Origin of the sequence: Nostoc sp. PCC 7524 (genome assembly GCF_000316645.1) — a bacterium.
Lineage (GTDB): Bacteria > Cyanobacteriota > Cyanobacteriia > Cyanobacteriales > Nostocaceae > Trichormus.
This window is the reverse complement of sequence record NC_019684.1, coordinates 4,290,601-4,315,260: the sequence shown is the minus strand read 5'-3', so window position 1 is coordinate 4,315,260 and position 24,660 is coordinate 4,290,601. Positions and strand designations below refer to the sequence as shown.

The 24,660-nt window shown below is 41.8% G+C and carries 22 protein-coding genes and 1 pseudogene; 11 read left to right on the top strand and 12 right to left on the bottom strand.

What is annotated here, in order from left to right; translation table 11 throughout:
• Positions 1–167: 167 nt before the first annotated feature.
• Together NOS7524_RS17145 and NOS7524_RS17140 are read left to right on the top strand one after the other, a co-directional pair.
• Positions 168–689 (top strand): DUF192 domain-containing protein, encoded by a 522-nt coding sequence (locus NOS7524_RS17145; RefSeq protein ID WP_041555368.1) that lies wholly within the window; start codon positions 168–170, stop codon positions 687–689.
• Between the two features lie 500 nt (positions 690–1,189).
• Entirely contained in the window at positions 1,190–1,417 is a 228-nt protein-coding gene (locus NOS7524_RS17140) for a DUF2949 domain-containing protein (protein WP_015139753.1), read from the top strand.
• Positions 1,418–1,632: 215 nt separating this feature from the next.
• Here NOS7524_RS17140 and NOS7524_RS17135 read toward each other — a convergent pair.
• The 4 genes and pseudogenes from NOS7524_RS17135 to lpdA all read right to left on the bottom strand — a co-directional run bounded on the left by NOS7524_RS17135 (position 1,633) and on the right by lpdA (position 5,324).
• Positions 1,633–2,359, bottom strand: a pseudogene (locus NOS7524_RS17135) (pyridoxal-phosphate-dependent aminotransferase family protein).
• Positions 2,360–2,466: 107 nt separating this feature from the next.
• On the bottom strand, positions 2,467–2,694 hold the full coding sequence (locus NOS7524_RS17130) for a DUF5340 domain-containing protein (protein ID WP_015139752.1): 228 nt from the start codon (positions 2,692–2,694) through the stop codon (positions 2,467–2,469).
• Positions 2,695–2,860: 166 nt separating this feature from the next.
• Positions 2,861–3,751 carry an indole-3-glycerol phosphate synthase TrpC gene (gene trpC / locus NOS7524_RS17125; RefSeq protein WP_015139751.1) on the bottom strand — a complete coding sequence of 297 codons (891 nt, stop codon included), beginning with the start codon at positions 3,749–3,751 and terminating at the stop codon, positions 2,861–2,863.
• A gap of 145 nt (positions 3,752–3,896) precedes the next feature.
• Positions 3,897–5,324: a dihydrolipoyl dehydrogenase gene (gene lpdA / locus NOS7524_RS17120; protein WP_015139750.1), complete on the bottom strand. Its 1,428-nt coding sequence runs from the start codon at positions 5,322–5,324 to the stop codon at positions 3,897–3,899.
• 275 nt (positions 5,325–5,599) lie between these two features.
• Here lpdA and NOS7524_RS17115 point away from each other — a divergent pair, with 275 nt between their 5' ends.
• Positions 5,600–7,375, top strand: coding sequence for an SWIM zinc finger family protein (locus NOS7524_RS17115; protein ID WP_015139749.1), 1,776 nt, complete (start codon positions 5,600–5,602; stop codon positions 7,373–7,375).
• 5 nt (positions 7,376–7,380) lie between these two features.
• Here NOS7524_RS17115 and NOS7524_RS17110 read toward each other — a convergent pair whose 3' ends face one another.
• Together NOS7524_RS17110 and NOS7524_RS17105 are read right to left on the bottom strand one after the other, a co-directional pair.
• Positions 7,381–8,520 carry an AI-2E family transporter gene (locus NOS7524_RS17110; RefSeq protein ID WP_041555824.1) on the bottom strand — a complete coding sequence of 380 codons (1,140 nt, stop codon included), beginning with the start codon at positions 8,518–8,520 and terminating at the stop codon, positions 7,381–7,383.
• Between the two features lie 89 nt (positions 8,521–8,609).
• Positions 8,610–8,801, bottom strand: a complete 192-nt coding sequence (locus NOS7524_RS17105) for a hypothetical protein (RefSeq protein WP_015139747.1) — start codon at positions 8,799–8,801, stop codon at positions 8,610–8,612.
• A 191-nt stretch (positions 8,802–8,992) separates the two neighbouring features.
• On the opposite strand from NOS7524_RS17105, the gene ftsH reads away from it, so the two are divergent.
• Entirely contained in the window at positions 8,993–10,930 is a 1,938-nt protein-coding gene (gene ftsH, locus NOS7524_RS17100; RefSeq protein ID WP_015139746.1) for an ATP-dependent zinc metalloprotease FtsH, read from the top strand.
• On the opposite strand, the gene NOS7524_RS31010 is transcribed toward ftsH, so the two are convergent.
• A complete protein-coding gene (locus NOS7524_RS31010) occupies positions 10,927–11,058 on the bottom strand; it encodes a hypothetical protein (RefSeq protein ID WP_268741965.1) in 132 nt (43 codons plus the stop codon). The two genes, ftsH and NOS7524_RS31010, sit on opposite strands and share 4 nt — an antisense overlap.
• Positions 11,059–11,132: 74 nt before the next feature.
• Between NOS7524_RS31010 and NOS7524_RS17095 the strand changes: the two genes are divergently transcribed.
• Positions 11,133–11,717 carry an alpha/beta hydrolase gene (locus tag NOS7524_RS17095; protein WP_015139745.1) on the top strand — a complete coding sequence of 195 codons (585 nt, stop codon included), beginning with the start codon at positions 11,133–11,135 and terminating at the stop codon, positions 11,715–11,717.
• A 49-nt stretch (positions 11,718–11,766) separates the two neighbouring features.
• Here the strand turns inward: NOS7524_RS17095 and NOS7524_RS17090 are convergent, their stop codons facing one another.
• From NOS7524_RS17090 to NOS7524_RS17080, 3 genes are all read right to left on the bottom strand, one after another.
• On the bottom strand, positions 11,767–13,482 hold the full coding sequence (locus NOS7524_RS17090; RefSeq protein ID WP_015139744.1) for an alkaline phosphatase D family protein: 1,716 nt from the start codon (positions 13,480–13,482) through the stop codon (positions 11,767–11,769).
• A gap of 287 nt (positions 13,483–13,769) precedes the next feature.
• A complete protein-coding gene (locus NOS7524_RS17085) occupies positions 13,770–15,545 on the bottom strand; it encodes a WD40 repeat domain-containing protein (RefSeq protein ID WP_015139743.1) in 1,776 nt (591 codons plus the stop codon).
• Positions 15,546–15,961: 416 nt separating this feature from the next.
• Positions 15,962–16,327: a hypothetical protein gene (locus NOS7524_RS17080; RefSeq protein WP_015139742.1), complete on the bottom strand. Its 366-nt coding sequence runs from the start codon at positions 16,325–16,327 to the stop codon at positions 15,962–15,964.
• 276 nt (positions 16,328–16,603) lie between these two features.
• On the opposite strand from NOS7524_RS17080, the gene NOS7524_RS17075 reads away from it, so the two are divergent.
• From NOS7524_RS17075 to NOS7524_RS17055, 5 genes are all read left to right on the top strand, one after another.
• Entirely contained in the window at positions 16,604–18,181 is a 1,578-nt protein-coding gene (locus tag NOS7524_RS17075; protein ID WP_015139741.1) for a CPBP family intramembrane glutamic endopeptidase, read from the top strand.
• An 806-nt stretch (positions 18,182–18,987) separates the two neighbouring features.
• Positions 18,988–19,263, top strand: coding sequence for a TM2 domain-containing protein (locus tag NOS7524_RS17070; RefSeq protein ID WP_015139740.1), 276 nt, complete (start codon positions 18,988–18,990; stop codon positions 19,261–19,263).
• A 130-nt stretch (positions 19,264–19,393) separates the two neighbouring features.
• Positions 19,394–19,564 carry a hypothetical protein gene (locus NOS7524_RS17065; protein WP_235622360.1) on the top strand — a complete coding sequence of 57 codons (171 nt, stop codon included), beginning with the start codon at positions 19,394–19,396 and terminating at the stop codon, positions 19,562–19,564.
• A 136-nt stretch (positions 19,565–19,700) separates the two neighbouring features.
• Positions 19,701–22,202 (top strand): heavy metal translocating P-type ATPase, encoded by a 2,502-nt coding sequence (locus tag NOS7524_RS17060; protein ID WP_015139738.1) that lies wholly within the window; start codon positions 19,701–19,703, stop codon positions 22,200–22,202.
• A 200-nt stretch (positions 22,203–22,402) separates the two neighbouring features.
• Positions 22,403–22,906 carry an FHA domain-containing protein gene (locus NOS7524_RS17055; protein WP_015139737.1) on the top strand — a complete coding sequence of 168 codons (504 nt, stop codon included), beginning with the start codon at positions 22,403–22,405 and terminating at the stop codon, positions 22,904–22,906.
• A gap of 57 nt (positions 22,907–22,963) precedes the next feature.
• Here the strand turns inward: NOS7524_RS17055 and NOS7524_RS17050 are convergent, their stop codons facing one another.
• Positions 22,964–23,311: a hypothetical protein gene (locus tag NOS7524_RS17050; RefSeq protein ID WP_015139736.1), complete on the bottom strand. Its 348-nt coding sequence runs from the start codon at positions 23,309–23,311 to the stop codon at positions 22,964–22,966.
• Between the two features lie 422 nt (positions 23,312–23,733).
• Here NOS7524_RS17050 and NOS7524_RS17045 point away from each other — a divergent pair, with 422 nt between their 5' ends.
• Positions 23,734–24,210, top strand: a complete 477-nt coding sequence (locus NOS7524_RS17045; protein WP_015139735.1) for a Fur family transcriptional regulator — start codon at positions 23,734–23,736, stop codon at positions 24,208–24,210.
• Between the two features lie 170 nt (positions 24,211–24,380).
• On the opposite strand, the gene NOS7524_RS17040 is transcribed toward NOS7524_RS17045, so the two are convergent.
• Positions 24,381–24,644 (bottom strand): DUF3146 family protein, encoded by a 264-nt coding sequence (locus NOS7524_RS17040; protein WP_015139734.1) that lies wholly within the window; start codon positions 24,642–24,644, stop codon positions 24,381–24,383.
• Positions 24,645–24,660: the final 16 nt, after the last annotated feature.

Below are 24,660 nucleotides of genomic sequence, written 5' to 3'. Positions count from 1 at the left end.
TGCTGAGTAGGGAGTATTTATTTTCTCTTTTCTGCTCCCTCCGAAGTTCCGAGCGGAGGAAGCCTCTGCTCGGACTTCTCTCTGCTCCCAATCCCCAGTATGTACCACCAGCCATTTTCCGGAAATTTCTGTAAAATCGAAATCTAAATTACCAAATTCAGAATTGTATGATGCGTTGGTTAAATTTAATTCCCATGCTGCTGAGTATTTTACTGATGGGCTGTTCAATGCAGACAACGGCTAAACCTCCTACAGAAACTGCTACTTCCCAGACAAAAGCACCATCTGGGCAAACTCTACCAATTTCTGCCAAGGCGAAAATTCCTAATGGTATAGAGATTGAGTTGGAAGTAGCAAAGACACCTGAACAGCAAACAATGGGCTTGATGTATCGCCCAGCCCTACCAGACAATCGGGGAATGCTATTTACATTCCCAACAGCACAACCTGCGAGGTTTTGGATGAAGAATGTACCTGTAGCTCTCGATATGGTCTTTTTACAAAATGGCGTAGTTAAGTATATTGAAACTGCTGCACCTCCTTGTGCTAGCGAGCCTTGCCCTACCTATGGCCCTAATGTACCCATCGACAAAGTGATTGAACTACGCTCAGGACGAGCTGCGGAATTAAATCTCAAAATAGGTGACAGTATAAAAATTGAGTTTTTAGACACAGAAGCTTCGCGGTAATAAATCTTTGTATTGCTTGTGGAGTCAGCCTAGAGGCATTGTGAATTCATGAGGTTTGCGTAAAAAAAATATCAAATGTACGTAAAATAGTAAATTCTGAGGTTACTATTTAATATGATGTCAAAAATAGTCAAATCTGTTGTTTATCAGGTAAAATCACATCCTAATGAATTTAGTTGCTGAAAATCTTCCTTTTGACATAAGTGTAATTAGTCGCTCATAAGGCAGTATTAGCTATGGAATCTTTATTACTAGATGTGACACTAGATAGCTCACATCAGTAAGAAATATCAAGCCCATTGCCTGAAAATAACTTGCAGCTTGAGAATTCAGCAGAGAAATACTGTTATAGCTAGAATCAGCTAGATTTTTTCTAGTTTTCTGCGTTAGAGCGTTTTATTTCAGATTATTAGGTAGATTTACAAAGTCGTTTATCCGGTAATCGTATATTCACGGGTGAAGTAATAGTTGCAGCCTACACAGCAATGGGAAACCAACATATGACCATACATACTAAGCAAGGAGGTGAGTTACAAATGTCACCATCAACTTATTCACGGCTAATTCATTTCCTACAGGAAGATTTGTCTATTTCAGCAGCATCTTTGGCTGTAGCGTTACGCCATCGGGAACAAGACCCAGGCCCTTTACCCATGATTCTTTGGCAATACGGTTTGATTACTTTAGACCAGTTGGAACAAATTTACGATTGGATGGAATCAGCGTAGAGTATGAGAGATTCATACAGGAGAATCAAAATATGCCATATTTACTCTGTCTTGTGTCAGGGCTGACAGATAGAGATTCATTGCAATATAAATTCCATAAAAGAGCGAGTTAATTAGTTAACTCGCTCTTTTATTTTTAACAAATTTCGTGTAATTCCCCTTCCTCTGTGGGAAACGCTACGCTAACAGCATTAGCACGGAGGGGATGTAGTAGTTCATCTCGATGTGAATATTCTAGCTACTGCCGCTACACCAGATCCCAAAGTAAAATTTTCGTAACCGAGTTCAGGGAGGACGGCTTCTAGGGATGCTATGCAGCTAAGAATATCGCGATCGCTTACAAAACCCAAGTGACCAATCCGAAAGATTTTATTTTTGAGATAGTCTTGCCCGCCTGCAAGTTCAAGATTAAAGCGTTGTTTCATCGCATAGCGAATTTTATCCGGTTCAATTCCCTGTGGTGCTACAGATGTCAGTGCGGAACTGGCATAATTATCAGCCGCCAATAAAGGTAGATTCATCACTTTCATCGCTGCACGGGTAGCATTTTTCAGCCGTTCATGGCGAGTAAATATTGATTCTAAACCCTCCTTTTGCAGCATCTGTAAGGTGGTTTGCAATGCCACTATCAAATTTACAGGTGGACTAAAAGGAGTAGTATTGTTCGCTGCGGCTTGGCGGTATTTGCCTAAATCTAGATTTACCATTAGAGCCGACCAAAACGCGATCGCCTGCCGAAAGAAAATTAATAATTCCCGCCTCTACCGCACCTGTACCACTGACATTTAATAGCAGGACATCATTTTGGGTTTGGTGTAACCACTTGAGGTTTGCTGTCACCTCTAGCAGAATTTGACTAAATTCACTGGTGCGATGTGCAATTGGTTCTTTGGCTAATGCCAGTAAAGCAGTTTCTGGCACTGGTGTTGGGCCAGGCATCATTAACATCCGCTTACAGTTATTTTCTGGTTTAGAGAACACGAGAGAGGAGGGAGTAGGGGGAGACAAGGAAGCAGTGGAGCTATTGCCTATTGCCTATTGCCTAATAACTATTGACTATGATTAATTGACCAACGGTGTTCTACAAGTGCAGAAGAACCTTGACAAGCTTCTTCTAATTGCTTTTGTTGGGCTGCGGCTTTACGCAGAGTAATAATTAGTTGATTAACCTGATGTCGCAGTTCAGGGTTATTACTGACTGCTGACATAGTTTGTCTTTCTAATAGTTGTAGTATAAGTTCGTAGTGAATCGGTGATGGTAGGGGAATTTGCTCCATGTAGTTAACAACTTGGTAGTTTTTTTAACGCCTAATTTTTCTTGGCTGTCAAGTTAATTTTGACACAATAAATAAATATTTACCTTAAATATTAGGGTTGGGGTGTATCAAATCAGATGCCCTTGAATCCTCATCTTTATTTGTCCCCCTGCTCCCTTGCCTCTTTTTAAGGAGACTGGGAAAATAGACTAGTGATCGCTAATTCTGGATCTGGTTGTGTAACTAAAGATTCGCCAATCAATACCGCAGCCGCGCCAGCTTGCGAAACTAAGCTTAAATCTTCTGGGGTATGTAATCCCGACTCACTCACAACGAGAATATTTTTTTCCTGTAATTGGCTACTCCTAGCCGCCAAAAGTTGGCAAGTTGTTTGTAAATCCACAGAAAAATCTTCTAAATTGCGATTATTGATGCCTACTAAAGATACACCATCTAAAGCCAATACGCGGTCAAGTTCTTCTAGATTGTGAACTTCAATTAATGCAGCCATATCAAGAGATTTAGCAATTTTGATGAAGTATTGCAAGTCTTGATCACTGAGAATAGCCGCAATTAATAAAACTGCATCTGCACCTTGCAAACGAGCTAAATACATCTGATAAGGATAAATCACAAAATCCTTACACAGTAGGGGCAAATCTACAGCAGCACGGACTTTAGCTAAGTTGTCAAAACTACCTTGAAAAAACTTAGTATCAGTTAAAACTGAAAGACAACTAGCACCACCTTGTTGGTAGGATAGAGCGATCGCTACGGGGTCAAAATCTTCCCGAAATATGCCCTTACTGGGAGAAGCCTTTTTCACTTCCGCAATCAATGCTGGCTGAGTTCTACCATGTCTTAAAGCTGCGATAAAATCACGAGTTGGTGGTGCTGAGAGTGCTTGCTTTTGCAACTCTCGCAAAGGCACTCTGTCGCGCATTTGTGTAACTTCTATTTCCTTGTGCCAGACAATTTCCTCTAGGATATGTTGCGGTTGGGCATCTGGCACCGCAACTTGATAACACAGGATGGAGACATTTACAGATGGACTTGGTTGACGGCGGCGGATTTGCATAATTTGGGGACTGGGGACTGGGGATTGGGGACTGGGGACTGGGGATTGGGGATTGAGGATTGGGGATTGGGGATTGGGGATTGGGTAAAAGTCTTTCTCCTCTGCTCCCCTGCTCCTCTGCTTCCCTGCTCCCCTACACCCCTATCTAAACAATTGCTCGTTTATATGCTTCATCCAATACTTCTGATAATGTTGGGTGGGCGTGGACTAAATGAGCAAGGGTTTGGACTGTTTGACGATTAGCCATTGCTGCGGACGCTTCGTGAATTAAGTCGGAGGCGTGTAAACCAAAAATATGTACGCCTAAAACTTCTCCGGTGTCTTTGCGGTAGATGACTTTGGCTATACCATCGGCTTCGTTTTCTGCCAAAGCTTTGGAATTGCCTTTGAAGTAACTTCTACTGGTGGCGACTTCAAAACCTTCGGCTTGTCCTAATTCCTTTGCGGCTGTTTCTGTTAAGCCGACATAGCTGACTTCGGGATGGGTAAATGCGGCGGCGGGAATACTACGATAGTCTGCTTTTCTTTCCCGTCCGATGATATTTTCAACAGCGACGATGCCCTGTGCGGAAGCTGCGTGTGCCAGCATCATTTTGCCGTTAGCATCGCCAATTGCCCATAAATGGGGTACAACTTCCCCTGCTGATAACACTGCCATGCGATCGTCAACAGGGATAAAATTACGGCGATCAAGTTCTACACCAACAGCTTCTAAACCGAGATTTTTGGTGGAGGGAATGCGCCCTGTTGCTACTAGGCAAGCATCCACTTCGATGACATCGATAACTTCCTTAGTTTTGAAATCTGCCAATTCAATCACTACAGGGGAACCGGGAATAACTGTTTTTGCGTATATTCCCACCTTGGTTTCAATGTCGCGGGGTGTAATTAGTACCCGTTCTGCGAGTTTAGCAATATCGCGATCAAACCCAGGCATGAGTTGATCGAGGGCTTCAATCAAAGTGATTTCACAGCCCAAAGCTGAGTAAATATCCGAGAATTCTAAACCAATGTAACCACTACCAATAATGGCTATCCATTGTGGTAGAGTTTCTAGCTTCACCGCTTGATCGCTAGTAAAAACGGTTTTGCCATCTACTTCAATCCCTGGAGGTACAAAGGGTACAGAACCAGGAGAAAGAATAATATCCTTAGCGGTGATAGTTTTTTCACCACCATCGCCAATCACTGTCACTTTTTGCGTGTCGGCGATTTTACCCCAACCTCTGATGATATCGACTCCCAGACGTTTGAGGCTGTTTGTTAAATCCCCTTGAATTTTGGAGACAAGATTATTGGCGTGATCAGCGATCGCTTGGCGATCAAATTCCACGCCGCCAATTTGAATTCCCAAAGACTTCAGGTGGTGGGCATCGCGCAATTCCCGCACACGTCCAGATGCGGCTAACAGCGCCTTAGATGGAATACAGCCTCGGTTGACACAAGTACCACCCATATCAGCTGCTTCGATAATCGCTGTTTTTAAGCCGCAACTTACGGCGTGTAGGGCTGCGCCATGTCCCCCTACACCAGCGCCTATAATTACTAAATCGTAATCAAAGTCATGACTCACGTTAGTTTCCCCGTGTGCTTCGCATTATCTATTCTCAACTTCACTCGCCATGAGTGCAACCCCCTTTTTGGGGAATTGGGGACTGGGGACTGGGGATTGGGGATTGGGGATTGGGTAAAAATTCTCCCTTGCCTCCCCTGCCTCCCCTGCCCCTCTGCTCCCCTGCCCATCTGCTCCCCAGCCTCCTTATGACCATAAAAGTATTTGCAGCTTCATGACTGAACACTTAATCTGGAATTAAAATCACTTATAGGATTTTGCCGGGCGATCGCTTAATGTCTTTTCCGAATATTAGTGAATTTACAGTCCGCCGCTACGCTAACTCTAAGTCGTTTCAGCGCGGTGAGGCATATTTTGAATCGGGTGCTGTTACTAAAATTACTCAACGTGGCAAACAGATACAGGCTGAGGTTGAAGGTCATGAAGCCAAGCCTTATCATGTTTGTTTGGATTTTGATGATCAAGGTATAGCTGCGGCAAACTGTAATTGTGCTTACAGTTTCGAGGGTTGGTGTAAACATATTGTGGCAACGATCTTGGTATTTACCCGTCAACCAGAGATCATTGAACAGCGTCCTACTTTAGAACATTTATTAAATCGTCTTGATCATGTCCAGACTCAAAGGCTGGTAAAGGAATTAGTCGCAGAACAACCCCAACTGGTGGATATTATCGATCAGCACGTCAGTTGGATGACTAACCCTGCATCTAAACCTCTATCGGCTAAAACTGGACGACAAATTACCGTGAATTTGGCTGTTTTTCGGGGACAAATTAAGCAAATTCTCCGGGATGCGGTGGATTACTTTGAGGAGGGATATGAAGAAGATCCCCTGACAGAACAGTTATTTAGTTTAGTACAAGCGGCTTTAGAATTTAGTGAAAGCGGAGAAAGTGATAATGCGATCGCTATTCTCGAAGCCATTACCTCTACCTGTGCAGAAAATTGGGACGAGGTATTAGAATACGGTGCTGATAACGATGAAATCGCCTGGGAATTAAACATTGCTTGGTGTGAGGTGATTCTCTCAGCCGAACTCACCGCAGAAGAAAAAGTTGATATTCAAGTGAATTTGGAAGTTTGGCAAGACGAATGGAATACTGAATTTAGTATGGCTTTAGAAGCTTTACGCCAAGGCTGGGATGATCCGCAACTGGTGCGAGTTCTCCAGGGGTATATCAGTGAAAAAGGTGTTTGGGCGCAAGACATCCCCGATTATGCTGATGATTTAGCCCTAATTCGCCTGAAAATTCTGGAACGTCAGGAACGTTACCAAGAATACCTGTATTTAGCCCAGGCAGAAGGACAAACTCAAGCATATCTCACCATGCTAGGACGTTTAGGTAGGGTAGAAGATGCGGTTACAGCTGCCCAAACTGAGATGAGTTCGATGGAAGAAGCTTTCGCTTTAGGCAAAACCTTGGCTGAACAAGGTTCATTACCCCAAGCTTTGGAAATTGCTCAAACTGGTTTTAGGTTATGGGGTAATTGTCAGTACGAATTAGGAATTTGGACAAGTGATTTAGCCCTAGAATTGGGTAATCATGAAGCTGCTTTGTTAGCACTTAAAGCAGCTTTTGAAGTCAAGCCCCACTTTGTTGATTATCAAAAAATAGCAGAATTAGCTGGGGAAGATTGGGAGAGGATCAAACCAGACTTATTAAGAATAATCCGTACCTCTGACAATTGGAGCATACAATCAGCCAAGGTGGATATATTTTTACATGAAGGGCTAATTGATGATGCTATTACGACTGTGAGCGAACTGAGTCATTATCATGCACCCTTAATTCACCGTGTTATGAAAGCTGCTATTGCTCACAATCCTGACTGGGTGATTGTCAACGCCAGCCGCCGCGCCGAAAGAATTATGGATGAGGGTAAAGCTGAATATTATAGTGAAGCTATTGAATGGTTAGAACAAGCACGCACCGCCTATATAGCATCTGGGCGACAAGCAGATTGGGTAAGTTATCGAGAACGGTTGATGGAAGTTCACGGACGTAAGCGGAAATTAATGGGAATGTTAAAAGAACAGTACATGGAGTAAATTAACTAATCTTCTGGTGACAAAGCATCATCATTCAGATAATTATCTGGTTTCTCCTCTGACCATTTTTCATCAATTTCAGGAGAGTGAGAAACTATGACTAACTCTGTATCTTGATCATGGTTATGTCCCCATTCATCTAAAACATCTTTAATTAATACTTCTTGCACCCAAATTTTAGCAACGACAGTTAAAGGTAAGGCTAAAAATAGTCCTAAAAAGCCGAAGAAAGTCACGAAAAATAATTGAGAAATTAACGTTACTGCGGGGAGCAAAGATACTTGTTGCGCCATGACAACAGGTGTAATAAAATTGCTTTCTGCCTGTTGAATAATAAAGTAGAGAATCAAGACAGCCAGAGCTTTCCAAGGATTATCTAGGAGCGCGATCGCCATTGCTGGAACTACGCTCAATGTGGGGCCAAGATTGGGAATTAGATTTAAAAATCCCGCTAAAACTCCTAAAGCTAAAGCGGCTTTCACGCGCAACATAGATAACCCGACAACACTCATCAGTCCCACTACACCCATAGCGATGAGTGCGCCTGTTACCCATCCTTCTAAAGAGAGTTCGCACTTATCTAAAATCCCATCGACTCGGCGGCGGTAAAAAGAGGGAAATAGCCTGACAAAAACTCTCCGATAAGCCAAAGGATCAACTAATAACATTCCTGTTAAAACCAGGACTAGCAACACCTTCAGTACAACTTCCAAGGAACCAGAGACAAAGGCGAAAGAACTACCCAATACTCTATTAATCAACGGCTGTGCTTCTTGGATGAGGCTGTCAATATTTGGTATGTAGGGAACTAGCTGTGGTGGAATCCGGGTTCTAAATTCATCTAACCAAGTATTAAAACGGTTAAAGCCTTGGGGTACACGATAGGTAAGTTCGTTAAACTGCTGGGCAAAAGGTGGGACAATCAACCAAAAAAAGCCGATTACCACAGCAAAAAATATAGCCACTGATAGGAAAACAGCAAATCCTCGCTTGACACCTGTCCGTTGGAAACGCCTTGCTAACCGATTTAAAGTAGTAGCTAAAACAACTGCGGCAAACATCAACAACAACACTTCTCGAATTTGCCACAGGATGTATAAAGACAGAACTATGGCGATTAAGCCGATCCATTGACCAAGATTCACAGGTTGTCTCCCAGCTGTTGGCGTGATGCTAATTCCTAACAATGCAGTTAGGTTAGCTGATTTTTGTCTCTTCCGCCTAGGGTTTTTAGTTAATTTTGTTTTTGTGCTTGGAATCGCCACAACAGCGCGATCGCTATGATCACAGTAGGTAACAAAACTATTATCAAGGCATTAGCATCTGTAGCGGGAATCGGGAAACTTGGAGCCGCGTACTTAATGACTCCCGATAGCAACGCTGAGACTAAAAGTAATTTCCCCATAAAACCTAGCTGATTTTCCATAAAAGTACGGCAATACACATTCTTCGGTAGGGTGTCCACTAATTTAAGCTGCAATACCCAGTCTCTACAATATACCTATAACTACACAAACCTTTACAATTCACATTCTGTCTTAATCTGGGGATTGGGGACTGGGAGGTAACCGAAAAGAACTAATGACTATTGACTAATTCATTTGAGGATAAATCAAAATGCCTGTAGAAACTAATAATAAAAACCCAATCAAACCGCCTAGATTAAGGCAGTTTGGCGGCAGTTTCCTGATTTTGCTAACCTTGCTGTTACTGCTTAATTTTATTGTTCCTAGTTTTTTCGGCCCCCGGTTGCCACAAGTTCCCTATAGTGAATTTATTGCTCAAGTCCAGGCAGGTAAGGTAGACCGGGCAGTTGTCGGGAATGATCGCATTCAGTATGCTATCAAGGCTCAAACACCAGAAGGCAATCCCATTGAGCAGGTATTTACTACTACACCTGTAGCTATTGATTTAGACTTACCCAAAATTCTCCGCGAGAATCATGTTGAGTTTGCCGCACCACCACCAAACCAAAACGGTTGGATTGGGACTTTACTGAGTTGGGTGGCTCCGCCATTAATTTTCTTCGGTATTTGGGGCTTTTTAATCAATCGTCAAGGTGGTGGCCCGGCTGCTTTGACTGTGGGTAAAAGCAAAGCCCGAATTTATTCCGAAGGTAGCACTGGGGTAAAATTCCCCGATGTGGCTGGGGTAGATGAAGCCAAAGTGGAATTAGAAGAAATTGTTGATTTCCTCAAAAATGCCGGAAAATACACCACATTAGGGGCAAAAATTCCCAAGGGTGTGTTGCTAGTAGGACCACCGGGAACTGGTAAGACACTGTTAGCGAAAGCGATCGCAGGTGAAGCTGGTGTACCATTTTTCAGTATCTCTGGTTCTGAATTTATCGAGTTATTTGTCGGTGTAGGTGCGGCCCGTGTACGTGACTTGTTTGAACAAGCCAAAAAACAAGCCCCCTGTATTGTCTTTATTGATGAGTTAGACGCACTCGGTAAGTCACGCGGTGGTGCTGGTGGTTTCGTTGGTGGTAACGATGAACGTGAGCAAACCCTCAACCAGTTACTCACAGAAATGGATGGCTTTGATGCCAACACAGGGGTAATCATCATCGCTGCTACTAACCGTCCCGAAGTGCTTGATCCGGCTTTGCGCCGTCCTGGACGCTTCGACCGTCAAGTTGTGGTTGATCGCCCTGATAAAATTGGTCGAGAAGCGATTCTTAACGTCCACGCCAGAAACGTCAAATTAGCTGATGATGTGGATTTGGGTAACATTGCCATCAAAACTCCCGGCTTTGCTGGTGCAGATTTAGCTAACCTAGTTAACGAAGCCGCACTGTTAGCAGCTAGACAAAATCGCCAAGCCGTTGTGATGGCAGACTTCAACGAAGCCATTGAACGGGTTGTGGCTGGTTTAGAAAAACGCTCTCGTGTGTTGAATGAAACTGAGAAGAAGACCGTAGCCTATCACGAAGTTGGTCATGCCATTATCGGTGCATTGATGCCTGGTACTGGAAGAGTTGAAAAAATATCCGTAGTTCCCCGTGGTGTTGGCGCTTTGGGTTATACACTGCAAATGCCTGAAGAAGACCGCTTTTTGATGATTGAAGATGAAATTCGCGGCCGGATTGCTACTCTTTTGGGTGGACGTTCCGCCGAAGAAATTATCTTTGGTAAAGTCTCCACAGGTGCAAGTGACGACATTCAAAAAGCTACCGATTTAGCAGAACGCTACGTTACTTTATACGGCATGAGTGATCAACTCGGCCCCGTAGCATTTGAGAAGATTCAACAGCAATTTATTGAAGGTTACGGTAATCCTCGCCGTTCTATTAGTCCGAAAGTGGCTGAGGAAATTGACCGCGAAGTGAAGCAGATTGTGGATAATGCTCACCACATCGCCTTGAGTATTTTGCAACATAACCGTGAGTTGTTAGAAGAGACAGCCCAGGACTTGTTACAAAAAGAAATCCTCGAAGGTGCTGCACTGCGAGAACGTCTTAACCAAGCTCAAGTACCAGAGGAGCTAGCAGAATGGTTACGGACAGGTAAGCTATCACCAGATAAACCATTATTGCAAACACTTCTGGTTTAACAATTGTAGATTGAATTAAAAAAGCGATCGCCCGATACCAGAGCGATCGCTTTTTTATGTGCGATCGCATCCGACAATGTGATCAATATGTGATCAATCACCTTACCGTAGTTTAAAAGCTTTGCCAAAGTTAGCTTTTTTAAAGCCTCTGTATTTACTCATTAGTGGTAAATTTATTACAAAAAGCTCGTAACAACTATAAATGTTAGGTTTACAATCTGCAATTAGCAATTATTTCCGTCATCTCCTTTTTTGTACATCTAGGTTTTCAATATTTTTAATTTTTAGTAGTATTTTTGATTCATCTTTTAGTCTGGCAGCAGAGCAAGTTGTTATGAGGTATGGATTATTTGAACAATCAATTACAGTTGCCAATATCCGTAAGTATGCACAAACACAGCAAGTTTCTTCTGATTTAGCATCGTTTTTAGGTTACTTAAGCCCAAAGCAAAAGCAGAGATTACTAGAGGTACTTCAGATCCAAATACCTTTAGGTACTGTAGCGATAGATCAGCTAGTAAACTCAGAGACTGGGGAAAAAGCTCTAAATTTTATTGCCCCCGCGATCGCACGACGTGATCATGCCGGTATACAAGCACTACGTTCCGCTATCGTCCTAGGAGCAAAAGCACCAAAAGGCTTAGGAATTATCTCTCTTTTAGAAGCTTATCCCAGTGAACGAATAGTTATAAATTTACCAGTAGCTTTAGAAATTTTAAACAAAACAGGTTTGTTGAATGAAGATACAAATGTTAATGAAGCTTGCAAATATATAATTCCCAAATAGATTTTAGAGGTTGTTTGAGCATTGAAAAGATTCTCTTAATTTGCTTTGATTAAGTAGGTGTTATATCTTCAATTAATACTTGATCGCGGGGAACACGAAAAACTTTTAGAGTAGAAACTCTCCCTCCTGGTTTGATAATATTACTGACTACCTTGAAAGTACAAATTAACGCTTCTGGCGTTACTTCTACTATATTGTAGCCGTGGGTATTGGAATTGAAATAACAAATGTGTGGATTACTGAGTTGAATTAAAGTAGTAACTGTTTCAATTGAAGGTAAAGGTAGATTAAATGAGTTCAAATTAATTCTTTCTGCCAGATTAGAGGCTGTGATCGAACCAACTACAAACTCTACACCCATAGGTTGATCACTCTGATCATCAAAATCTAGTTTTTGATATCCTGCAACAAATGTATGAAGATCACCAGTAATAGTGACGAAATTTTTAACTTTAGCTGCTTTTATCGCTTTAAATAGTAAAGTCCGCTCCGCAGGATAAGCATCCCACTGATCAAGATTAATGAACAAATCTGGAGTTTTCTGCCCTAAAAATAGGGTTGCAAAGACTGACAGAAGTTTTAATTGCATTGTCATCACTTCGTTGCCCCATATCTTCCAAATACAGGAAGAATTACAAATTTGTTTGATCAACCAGTCACGCTGTCTGTGTCCAAGCATGGTTCGATGAGCGTCATTCCTCTGGGGACTATCCGATACAAGATAACGTTTTCTAGTCTCATAACGTTGTTTTTGTGTGACAGAATCATCGCAAGATGGAGGTTCATCACGATATAGACGCTCATCTGTCAACACAAGCTCAAGCAAATTTCCAAACTTAAATGTACGGTAAATTTGTAATGAGTTAAAATTTTTATTGTTAATACTAAAAGGGATACTTATAGGTGTATATTCAGCCCATGCTTGAGTGGCTGCTTGCCTTAATTCGGGTTTATAGAAAGGGAATTGATCAGGAGCATTTGCTTGAAAGCAGTCATTCGCAAACTCATGATCATCCCAAATAGTAATAAAGGCAAATTTTTCCCGCAGTCTTTGTAGCTGTGGATCAGAATTATAAGTTTGGTAGAGAAATCGATAATCTTCTAATGTTGATGCTATTAACTCACCACTAGGCAAATTCAGAGAACGTATTTCTCTTTGAGAAGTAGTATCATTTACCGTCTCATAAATATAGTCACCTAAAAATACAACAAAATCTATATCCTCTTTTGCTAAAAATTCATAGGCATTATAATAGCCATTAATATAATCATGGCAGTTGATATAAGCAAATTTTATTTTATCTAATGTCTGATCTTGAGGAGATGGTAAAGTTTTAAAACGACCAATAGGACTAACAGCTTTGTTAAATATGAATCGATAATAATAAGTTGTGTAAGGTTTCAGAACATTTGATTCTAATGGAATTTTAACGGTATAATCACAATGACTATTAGTATTAGCAAAACCTTGTAAAACTACTTGACTAAAAGCAGAATCAGCAGCCACTTCAAAGGCAACTTTAGCAACTTCCGATTTAGCTATGATGCGTGTCCATAAAGTAATGCCATGAGTTTGAGGCTCTCCAGAGCTTACGCTTTGTGGAAATGTAGTTATTGAAGGTGCAGAGGCAGCAGCAATATCAAATATTTGCATTTCCTTTAAACTGATATTCAGCTTCCTAGCAATTGCTTCACTTGTCCATATAACAATATTGGTAGCTAGTGAATACTTTAAGAAATTTCGTCTACTAAATCGCTTACCCATAATTCTTGATCAAAATACAGCAGATTGCAGGTAAATAAGGTTTACATTGCTATGGTCTAGATAAGCCAGATACTCTAGCTAAAACTCTGAACCTGAAATCGCTGTTGTGTAACGGTTAAGGCGTAAATACCTACAACATCATCCTGATCCGCATTGTACTAGAACAACACGAAGGTAGATTGATTTTTCGTTCTTCATGGGTAGAAAAAACCGACCTTTTCATTGAAATTCCCATTCAGCAATGACTATGGGTAGCAGAGAATGGGAAAAAGAAATTTTGATGACTCTTAACTCCTCTGCCAAATTTTAATGGTCTTATCTAGACTGCCACTCACCAACATATCGCCAGAACTGGTAAAAGTTAGTGCTGTCACAATATCAGTATGGCCTGTAAAGGTAGCCAATAACTCACCAGAGTCAAGATGCCATAATTTGATCGTTTGATCAGCACTACCGCTAGCAATAATTTGTTCATCGGGACTAATAGCGATCGCATACACTTTATCTGTATGTCCCTTGAGTGTGCGAATTAATTTACCAGTCTCCAAGTGCCAAATTTTAATTGTCTGATCCCAGCTACCACTCACTAACCATTGGCCATCTGCACTCATCGCTAAAGCCCGAACAATGTGAGAATGACCCATGAGAGTATGCAATGGTTGTTTGTCTTTGAGATTCTTACTACCCCACGGTTCTGTCGTGTGCCAAACTTTGATTTTGCGATAACTGCCAGTCACTAAAGTTTGTCCATCGCGGCTTAAAAGTAAGGAATGTGCAGCTGTATCATCTAAAGACAAGATGGCTTTTACCTGACGACTCATCAAATCCCAAAACAAAATTTTTCTGTCATCGCCGCCAGTGGCTAGCATTCTGCCATCACGAGTAAAAGTAACGCAACGCACCACGCCATGATGTTTGTGCAGAATATCTATTAAATCTAATGCACCTGTATGCCAAAGTTTAATTGTGGAGTCTGCACCACCAGTTACAAACATCTGTCCGTCAGCACTAAAGGCTAAGGAACTGACTTCATCTATTAATCCAGACAATACCCAAGGATATTCTGACAACGTATCAATTAAATCACCCTTGCTTAAATCCCAGAGCTTCGTTTCTCCATGACTACCGCTTGCCAATATGGGTGTAATTGTGTCGTTGTCACACTTGGAACTAAAAGCTAAACAATTAATCCCTCTGGTGTGTCCTTTTAATGTCTGCCAACACTCCCAATCCCCAATAATTTCTTTTTTCGGATGGTCTGATGCTACAGTCTGAATTGTTTCTGGTATGGTTCTTTCAACCACGATGGGCAAAATATCATTTTGGATATCTTGTTTTATGGTTAGTGATTCTAAATACCAACTCAAACCACCACAATACAACAAATGACTGGGGGTGACGTGCATTTTGGGTTCTGTCAATCCGACTTGATTTGTGGGTAAAAAGCCAGCAATAACAGCTTGTTTTTCATAACCCAACTTACCTGTAGATGGATAAAATAAACACAAAAAAATTAATACTTGGTGTTTTCTTAAATCATCTAAAGTAACGGACCATTTAATTTTATCTTTCTTGATCCCATTAAAACTTTCTCCATCTGCTACATAAACTTGCACACTCAGTTTAGGGTTGTCTGCCAGCAAATAAGTAAATTTACTTTCCCCGCGCAAGTTACCTTCATCATCTAACACCATATTTTTTACGGTGTCTTGGGGAAACTTCTTGAGTAACTTGCCTAAGCGCGTTGTGATGATGCGCTCAACAATTTGCTCCCGCAGAATATAGTCTTCTGCTTGCTGCTGGAAGTATTTAGGGAAAGGAATCGTCCAATCAGGGGGTTCTGGATATTCAGGGGGTATGGGAGGCGGATTTTTAGCAAGAATTTCGGCTTGTTGGCGAGACAATTCCAGAATTTTTGCCAATTGCTCTCCACAAAATGCCATCACTTCACTGTGACACCCTCTGACTTGACTTTCTAACAAAGATAGATCGTAAGTTTTGGGCTTTTTCACACGTTGAAGGAAGTCAGCCTGTTGAGCTTTGAGTAAGCTAATCCAATCCATCTGCATTCCTGCGGCACAATGTTGCATACTTAAGGTAGGTTATACCAATGCAATGACTCAAGTTTATAACTTCTAGTTAATTAAAAATTCCGTAATCCTCGCAGTCTAATAGAACACAATCAAAGATATAGTTTGCAGAGAATATCCACCAGTAGAGGCTAGGATTGAAACCTTTGATTGCTGGATGCGACTGAGGTATTGAGAATTTATAATGATGTCCGTCAATTCTAACTAACCTTCCCAATGAGATACTGTTTCTAGGAAACAGTTATCCTCCTAAAGAAGATTATGATTTAAAAAAGTCTGCCAAGGTTGTAGAACAGCTAAATTAAAAAAGTTATTTAATAGTAACGTAGTGTTACAGAAGCTGATGGTGATACTTGCAATTTGTGATCAATGATATGTATCGGCAAATTTCAAGTTTTATGTTCCGGTGTCGTAGGTAGAGTCTGTACACCGTGAGTATCGCTAGATTCTAACTGCTTAATTTTTCTATGTAAATCAAATTCATCACTACTGATGATTGTTTCTAAATTAGCAATTCTTTGCTCTAATAGTTCCACCTTCTGCCCTGATAAGTAGGGAGATGGAGCTTTTTGATCATCAGAACGCCAAACGGCAAAAGTCCCAGCAGCTGCACCGCCAAGAGCTGCTAAAGGTAGAATGGGGCCGCTTCTGGTGACAGCTGAGAGTGGAATGCAAATTGCTAAAATCCCAACTGTGATTCCCCAAATTCTAGTGGTAGCGGCAACTCTCAAATCTGGCTGTGGTTGTTGAGTCATAGGTTTACGTTAGAGGATTTACCTAATTAGATTCGCACGATCGCTAACAAAATTACTTCCTACGTTAGAGTTAAGTATAATTGCTCTTTGAGCTTCAGGGCGTTGAGCAGCGTGCTGAGTTGGGATTAAGGATGAAAAAGTCTTTTACCAAAACCCCTACACCCTTTTAGGATGGTAAAAGCGATCGCAGACCTAGAAAATTGATCCACCTTTAGCTTTTTCTTGCGATAATTCCCAAGGGGATGCGCTCTTCACTGGTTTGTCAAAGGGGGACAGATGACAATTAAGCGACTGGTTTTAATATTTCTGACGCTGGTAGCAGGCTTGTTAGCAGTTTCATCTCTATACAGTAGTTGGCAAGAACCACAGTTTCAAACTCGCTTGGAACTGTACCAAACTAATCTGGCTCTCCAAGCACAAGCTTGGCAACCAACAGATAGTCAAGATGATGAAAGCTACGAGGTAATTAGAGCCGCCATACTAGGGGAAAAACCTCTAGAAAGTGCTACCAAGGAATATCAGCAAACCCGTGAATCCGTACAAACTAATTTGCTAAAAGTGCAGAACCGTATTGCACAACTAAGTTCTGTCCCTCCCACTCCCGCACCTCCTAAACCATTACCAACAGAATCTCCCACAACTCAAATCTCTAGTTCCGGAAAAGAACAACAGTTGCAGCAGTCCCTTAAGCAACTGCAAAAATTCTTGGGGGAACTAGACTTACAACTAGGCATTTTACAAGCACAGCAAGGACAGACGGATACAGCCCTCAAAACTTGGAGCGAATTACAACAACGCTCGGATATTCAACCAGAAATTGCGACAACTGCTACTGTGTTGAGTGGATTATGGAGTGATCCCCCACGCATTTTGCCTGATGCTCAACAATTTATTACGCAAAATTTAGATGGTTGGTTTCGCTCTACAACCTTAACTAAACTTTACCAACTCCAGCAGCGACAAGAACCTTTATCAACAGTGCAAGCCGCACAACAAGAAACTGCTAGCCAAGCGGTGATTAAGTTAGCAGTCATTGGTACAGTCCCGACTTTAGCCGCTTTCATTGGGCTGGTGCTGTTAATTTTCTTAGTTGCTCAACGCTTATTGAAGGGAAAAGAAGCTCTATTAGCTCAAAATGCTGATTTAGCTTGGACAACACCTTGGGATGGAGAAACCATTTTACAGGTTTTTGTCGTCGGCTTTTTCTTCATGGGACAGGTGATTGTACCCTCTTTGCTCTTGCTACTTCCTATCCCCCGTCCCATTGCCAGTGTACGCCTGCAAGCGGTTGCTGTGTTAATCAGTTACATCTTGGTAGCATCCGGTGCGCTGTCAGTGCTTTATTTCTCCATTAAACGATTTTTTCCCTTACCAAGATTATGGTTTCGCTGGCAATGGCTGGATAATTGGTTGTGGTGGGGATTGGGGGGATATTGCGCGGCTCTACCAATAGTTATCCTCGTGTCGTTGATTAATCAGCAGCTATGGCAAGGACAGGGTGGTAGTAACCCCTTATTACAGTTAGCTCTGGAAAGCCAAGACTTTATAGCCTTGGGGATATTTTACTTGACTGCGGCGATCGCAGCTCCCTTATTTGAAGAGGTACTGTTTCGCGGCTTTTTACTGCCCTCGTTGACTCGCTATTTACCAGTGTGGGGATCGATTCTAGCCAGTGCTTTGTTGTTTGCGATCGCTCACCTAAGTTTATCGGAAATCTTACCTCTGACAGCATTGGGGATCGTTCTCGGAGTAGTATACACGCGATCGCGCAATCTCCTGGCACCGATGCTACTCCACAGCCTCTGGAATAGTGGTACTCTACTCAGTCTGTTTCTCTTAGGTAGCAGTAATTAAGACAACGTTAACCACACTGTTGCAAATCATTAAAATATTTGGTTATATCTGCCTATACAGATTAATTTGTTGGTTAATTGCAATGACCAACATAGATAAAATCAATAGTAGCTTTATGGCAAATATGCCATCTTTAAAAGAATAACCAATGATACTGTCATCTAAATTACAAAAATTTTAGGTAAAAATTTAGTATCATTTGGGGAAATGGAACCGTTTTTGCAATTTTGACTGCCTTCATTAACATTCCCAAACCGGAATTACTCACAAGCTAATTCCACTTTGATGGATGGGAACTGCGATCGGCAAATAAATAAGTGTCGTTTGAGTAATTTTTGCCTGTTTAAGTAGTGGTAATTTTCTTTGCAGCTAGAAGAAAAATTACCTGAATGTTTAAAATAGGTAAATTCCATTAAAGATATCTTGAAGACTGTAACCGTCTCCTCGAAAAATCCGGAGATAACACTGATGTAATCGTAGAAACTGGTATGCTAGTACCACTTTCACCATAGTTGGGGGATAATTCTCTTGAAAGAGGAATATTTCCTAAAAGTCTGTAATACTCTTGTCTAAGGTTATGTAATCACAATGATTTAGTAGCCAGCAATGCACATCATAAGTTTTTTCAATATTGAGATAAACTTCTTTATCTTACATATTGTTGAATTTACAATTGTAATTGTAAAAATTTGATTTTACGCCTGGAAATTAGGAATAAAAATATATTTACTAAGTAAATATATTGATGTTATTTCATCACCTAAAAAAAATTAATTCTATAATTAGTTTCAAGGAGCAGCAACCATATGGCAAATCTCAATCCTAGTCAAACTAACAAACAATTACTAGCTGGATACTGTGGCATTATTTTTGGAGGTTTTGGGATACATAAATTCATTTTGGGATACGCTCCCGAAGGATTTATTATGCTAGTCATAACTTTAGTTGGTGGTTCTTTTTCCTACGGAATTACATTGCTAATTATGCAACTCGTCGGCTTGATTGAAGGCATGATTTATTTAAACAAATCCCCCGAAGAATTTGTTGATACTTATATAGTAAATAAGCAGGGTTGGTTTTAGAAGATAGGGATTGGGGATTGGGAATTGAGGATTGGGGACTGGGGACTGGGGACTGGGAAAGAAAATCTCTCCTCTGCTCCCCTGCTCCCTAACCAAATACTTGCGATTTATCCAAACTGATATGCTCACTATGAAACGTAAACAGCTCGCCTGGATAATTTTCCTGTTGGTAGGTGTGGGTTACTTCAGTGCTATGTCTAACTTAGAAATCCATTATTTTTGGAAAAGTCTAATTGCCTTCATGCCAATCCAGATAGGAACTGTTATGTATGTGACTTTTCAACGCTGGAATCGCAGTTAAAACCGAACTAATTACTAGAAATTAATAAAATTAATCTCTTGACATACAGTCGTTGCTTCAGATTTCGCCTACGCTCAAATAAGAGACGCTTTTCATCAAACGTCAGAATCTTCGTAGCGAATCTAAAACACTTGCCATGCAACTTGTCCCGAAAACTCAGCTTGATCCAGAACCAACCCCGACTATAGAAAAAATTTTGCTGGATGTTGGGGGTATGAAGTGTGCTGGCTGTGTCAGTGCCGTAGAGCGACAGTTAACCCAATATCCAGGTGTCAAGAGTGCCTGTGTGAATCTGGCTACAGAGGTAGCAGTGGTAGAGTCAGAAACTGGTGCTGTAGATCCAGAGGGATTAGCCCAGAAATTAACAGCTGCCGGATTCCCTACTCAACTCCGGCAAGCTAATCATCAAGTAACAGACAAATCTCCACTAGCAGATCCCAGAGAACGACAGCAACAACAAATGCGTGCGGCATGGCGGCAATTGATCATTGCTGGGTTGCTGCTAGTGTTTTCTAGTGTTGGACATTTGGGTAATTTTGGCAGTCCCATCTTATCCTCGTTAACTAATATCTGGTTCCACTGTGGACTGGCAACAGTAGCACTATTAATTCCAGGCCGCTCAATTTTAGTAGATGGTTGGCTAGGTTGGCGACGTAATGCCCCCAACATGAATACGTTAGTGGGATTGGGAACTGTCACCGCTTACACAGCCAGCTTGATAGCACTACTGTTTCCCCAACTGGGTTGGGAGTGCTTTTTTGATGAGCCAGTCATGATGCTGGGCTTTATTTTGTTGGGTAGGACTTTAGAACAACAAGCTAGAGGTAGGGCTGCCGCAGCATTTCGGCAATTGCTGGCACTCCAACCACAAGTAGCGAGATTGATTCCTAACCCAGACTTAGAAAAGGTGGGATTGGGAACAAATAGTGTAGAAATTCCCGCAGAACAGGTACGAGTGGGAGAATGGGTGCAAGTGCTACCAGGAGATAAAATCCCTGTTGATGGTGAGGTGCGCTTTGGGCAAACAACGATAGATGAATCGATGTTGACAGGGGAGGCAGTGCCAGTCATCAAACAAGTAGGCGATGCAGTGGCAGCAGGTACGATTAATCAATCAGGTGCGATCGCTATTCAAGCCACCCGTACTGGCAGCGATACCACATTGGCACATATTGTTGCCCTAGTAGAAGCCGCCCAAACTCGCAAAGCCCCTGTACAGAAATTAGCAGATACCGTAGCAGGTTACTTTACCTATGGTGTATTGACTGCTTCTGTCTTGACATTTATCTTTTGGTACTTTTGCGGCACTCATATTTGGCCTCATACCACTCTCTCAGAGGGTTTAGCCATGATGAGTCACGCCGCCCATACTATGTCCCATTCCCAACTCTCCATTCACCACTCCCCACTGGTGATTAGTTTAAAACTAGCGATCGCCGTCATGGTTGTCGCTTGTCCCTGCGCTTTAGGATTAGCTACACCAACCGCCATTCTTGTCGGTACGGGCATTGGTGCAGAACGGGGTTTATTGATTAAAGGCGGCGACGTTCTAGAAAAGGTACATCAGCTCGACACAATTGTTTTCGATAAAACCGGCACACTCACCACAGGTAATCCCAAAGTTACTGATTGTTTAGGGATTGGGGACTGGGAAGAAGCAGGGGAAGCAAGGGAAGCAGGGGAAGAAAAATCCAATATCCCACTCAGCATTCAGCACGCTGCTCAACGCCCAGCTTCCGCTAACACAACTCAGCACTCCCTCATTCAACTCGCTGCGGCTGTAGAAAGCGGTACATATCACCCCTTAGCTAAAGCGATTCAGCAAGAAGCAAAACGCCTGGAGTTATCTATCCCAGAGGCTGTAGACTTCCACACAGAGCCAGGATTGGGTGTATCGGCGGTGGTGGCAGGTGAAACGGTACTTTTGGGTAACTGGGAATGGTTAAGCTGGCATGGCATTGCGATTGCGGAAACAGCCCAACAAGCAGCAAACAAGCTAGCAGCAGAGGGGAAAACAGTTGTGGGTGTGGCAATTGCCGGCACTTTAGCTGGACTGATTGGTGTGCAAGATACTTTGAGAACAGATGCCCACGATACCGTAGAAAGGTTGCGTCAGATGGGTTTGCGGGTGATGCTACTCAGTGGCGATCGCCCAGAAGTTGCCAGTGCGATCGCACAAAAATTGGGTATAAATAGTGCTGATGTCATGGCAGGCGTTCCCCCCAGCAAAAAAGCCGGTATTATCCAAGAATTGCAAGCACAATCTGCCCAGCAAGTGGCGATGGTTGGCGATGGGATCAATGATGCTCCTGCTTTGTCACAAGCAGATGTTGGCATTGCTTTACACTCAGGTACAGATGTCGCCATGGAAACAGCTCAAATCGTCCTAATGCGCGATCGCCTCAGTGACGTTGTGGAAGCCATTCAACTGAGTCGAGCCACCTTCAATAAAATTCAGCAAAATTTATTCTGGGCTTTTGCCTATAACACCATTGGTATTCCTCTCGCCGCAGGTGTTTTATTACCAAACTCCGGTTTTGTCCTCAGTCCTGCTAGTGCTGCGGCCTTAATGGCTTTTAGCTCAGTAAGTGTAGTGACAAACTCTGTATTATTACGTAGAGCGGCTAATCGTTGGTAAAATTATGAATGTTAGTTTTGCCAATCTCAGGTTAAACTATATCGTTAGTTAGATGTTAGGCATCTCATCAAGTCTGATGTAACTCCGACTGGAGTAACTGTAGTTACAGAGTAGAAGCCAAATGTTCTACTCTTGTATATAAATTTTTATTGACTTTCATGCTGCATAACATCGAATATCACAGATAACAGTGGGCGAGAATGGCAGGCAACAATATTCAACAAATTGGGATTAATCAAAATTTCAACAATTGTGGTAACAATTTATCAATGGCACCAGAAACTGATGAAAATCATTTACTAATTCTTGAAGACGATCAGGGTCGTAAAGAATTTACTTTAGAAAGTTCTCTCTACTCTATCGGCAGAGGACGGGAATGTAGTATTCGTTTAATGTCTCAATTCGTTTCCCGTCGCCATGCTACTTTGGTAAGATTGCCACGAAACCCTAACAGTCATAGCTATTATTATCGGATTGTCGATGGTGATGGTAAAGGAAAACCTAGTGCCAATGGTTTCATGATTAACGGCCGCAAAATGTTAGCCCACGATTTAAAAAACGAAGATGAAATCGTTTTTGGCCCTAAAGTTCGTGCCATTTATTATCTGTTGAAAAACTCTCAGCGTTCTGGGCAAACAGATGCCAGTGAATATGACATTACACTCATCAATCCAGGTATGACAGAGGATATAGAGGATTTGTAGCCAAATACTGTGTAGAATCAGCCCAAAATCCTCATGTATAGACGCTATAAATCGCGTCTATCCAGCCAGACTTTCAATTAAATGCCAATGGCGACTCTCTTCAATGGACTGTTTAATAAAATCAAACATTTGTCGGCAGTGATTATAAACTTGGAGTGGTAATTCTTCATTCTTAATAACAATACTCATGCGGCTTTCTGTCTCAGTAGCCATTGATTTATCAATCAGCACTTCCACTTTCACCATTTTAGAAAAAGGAACATTCCCTGGAATCTCACGCGCCAGAATGTAATCGGGTGTATAGTATTGAATTTCCAAATCACAGTCCTGGAGAAGGTCTAGAACTAATGGCTGGAGATGGTCAACATGAATAGAAAGAGTAAATGAACAGGTATAGCGAGCCATAATAGCCCCACCCCTTACAACACTCCGTCCATCCTATAATACCCAAGCGGCTAAACGCCAAGTCATTATAGATTCCTTAAACAAAAACATTGATGACAGAGTATGTTAAGGGCAAAGACCTTTTCTCCTACACCCCTACTCAGCACGCTGCTCACGCCCCGCTCTGCTAACAGCAATCCTTGAGGTGGACATTTCTAGTAATTTTAAGCTAAAGTTGTAATGAGTTTGTTTTAGAGTAAAGTGTGGCAAAGCAAACGTCAAAAAACGAAATAAAACATCACCTCAGACTTTAATTTCGCAACAATCAAAAGCAACAGTAAGGGTGACAAAGGTGTAATAGCAGTATCGAATCTCCTTGCATATACAAAGCAGCCACAAACAGAGAACTGGGAAAATTACCCCGATAGTAAATAGACTTAAATATGCAACAACAGGCAGTATCAACAAAACCGATTCGTTCTTTAGAAGATGCACTAGAGCGGTGTCAACTACTAGGTATGCGTGTTAGCCGCCAACGCCGCTTTATTCTAGAACTGTTATGGCAAGCTAATGAACACCTTTCTGCCAGGGAGATTTACGATCGCCTCAACCAACAAGGCAAAGAAATTGGTCATACATCTGTTTATCAAAATTTAGAAGCATTATCTAGTCAGGGGATCATTGAGTGTATCGAACGCTGTGATGGACGTTTATACGGCAATATTAGTGATTCTCACAGCCACGTTAACTGTCTAGACACCAATCAAATTCTCGACATTCACATAGAACTACCAGAAGCATTTATCCGTGAAGTTGAACAAAAAACAGGTGTCAAAATTACCGAATATAGTATTAACTTCTATGGCTATCGTGACCCCCAGGGAGATAATGAACTAAAAAATGAGATAATCAACCGATAGGGGACTTCCAGAAAAAAACTTCCAAATGTAGGGTGCGTCAGTATGAATAATCTCTTGGTGTAGTTAGGTTTTCTGACACTGACGTACTCTACTAAACTGTCAATTCTGGATAACTTATTTTCTGGTGTTTTCTTTCTAATCAGGGTCAAAGACCGTATTTCCTATCAAAATCATAACTGCGCTCGAATTGTAAAAGCGTAGTCACCGCCTGGTTCTAGCTGGTAATCTTGCTGTTCCAAGAAGCGACCAAGGGGTTCTTTAATTAGCGCCCTTCCTTGAGATGGCTTAACGGAAAGTTCTCCTAAGCGAAAGTTCCATTGAAAATGCCACTCAAAATCCCCTGCACTGACTTCGCCTTCTAGGAAGCCTTGCTGCCAGGATTGGCGGGTAATTTTGACATGGGCGGTAGTTTCTGGCAAACGTTTAGCACTCACAATGCTTGGTGTTAAG

Coding starts and splice junctions, on each gene's coding strand:
- NOS7524_RS17065 (WP_235622360.1), top strand. CDS start 19,394: ATGAAACGTAAACAGCTCGCCTGGATAATTTTCCTGTTGGTAGGTGTG.
- ftsH (WP_015139746.1), top strand. CDS start 8,993: ATGCCTGTAGAAACTAATAATAAAAACCCAATCAAACCGCCTAGATTA.
- NOS7524_RS17045 (WP_015139735.1), top strand. CDS start 23,734: ATGCAACAACAGGCAGTATCAACAAAACCGATTCGTTCTTTAGAAGAT.
- NOS7524_RS17140 (WP_015139753.1), top strand. CDS start 1,190: ATGACCATACATACTAAGCAAGGAGGTGAGTTACAAATGTCACCATCA.
- trpC (WP_015139751.1), bottom strand. CDS start 3,751: ATGCAAATCCGCCGCCGTCAACCAAGTCCATCTGTAAATGTCTCCATC.
- NOS7524_RS17145 (WP_041555368.1), top strand. CDS start 168: ATGATGCGTTGGTTAAATTTAATTCCCATGCTGCTGAGTATTTTACTG.
- NOS7524_RS17115 (WP_015139749.1), top strand. CDS start 5,600: ATGTCTTTTCCGAATATTAGTGAATTTACAGTCCGCCGCTACGCTAAC.
- NOS7524_RS17085 (WP_015139743.1), bottom strand. CDS start 15,545: ATGGATTGGATTAGCTTACTCAAAGCTCAACAGGCTGACTTCCTTCAA.
- NOS7524_RS17055 (WP_015139737.1), top strand. CDS start 22,403: ATGGCAGGCAACAATATTCAACAAATTGGGATTAATCAAAATTTCAAC.
- NOS7524_RS17090 (WP_015139744.1), bottom strand. CDS start 13,482: ATGGGTAAGCGATTTAGTAGACGAAATTTCTTAAAGTATTCACTAGCT.
- NOS7524_RS17105 (WP_015139747.1), bottom strand. CDS start 8,801: ATGGAAAATCAGCTAGGTTTTATGGGGAAATTACTTTTAGTCTCAGCG.
- NOS7524_RS17060 (WP_015139738.1), top strand. CDS start 19,701: ATGCAACTTGTCCCGAAAACTCAGCTTGATCCAGAACCAACCCCGACT.
- NOS7524_RS17050 (WP_015139736.1), bottom strand. CDS start 23,311: ATGGCTCGCTATACCTGTTCATTTACTCTTTCTATTCATGTTGACCAT.
- NOS7524_RS17075 (WP_015139741.1), top strand. CDS start 16,604: ATGACAATTAAGCGACTGGTTTTAATATTTCTGACGCTGGTAGCAGGC.
- NOS7524_RS17080 (WP_015139742.1), bottom strand. CDS start 16,327: ATGACTCAACAACCACAGCCAGATTTGAGAGTTGCCGCTACCACTAGA.
- NOS7524_RS17070 (WP_015139740.1), top strand. CDS start 18,988: ATGGCAAATCTCAATCCTAGTCAAACTAACAAACAATTACTAGCTGGA.
- NOS7524_RS17130 (WP_015139752.1), bottom strand. CDS start 2,694: ATGGAGCAAATTCCCCTACCATCACCGATTCACTACGAACTTATACTA.
- NOS7524_RS17095 (WP_015139745.1), top strand. CDS start 11,133: ATGTTAGGTTTACAATCTGCAATTAGCAATTATTTCCGTCATCTCCTT.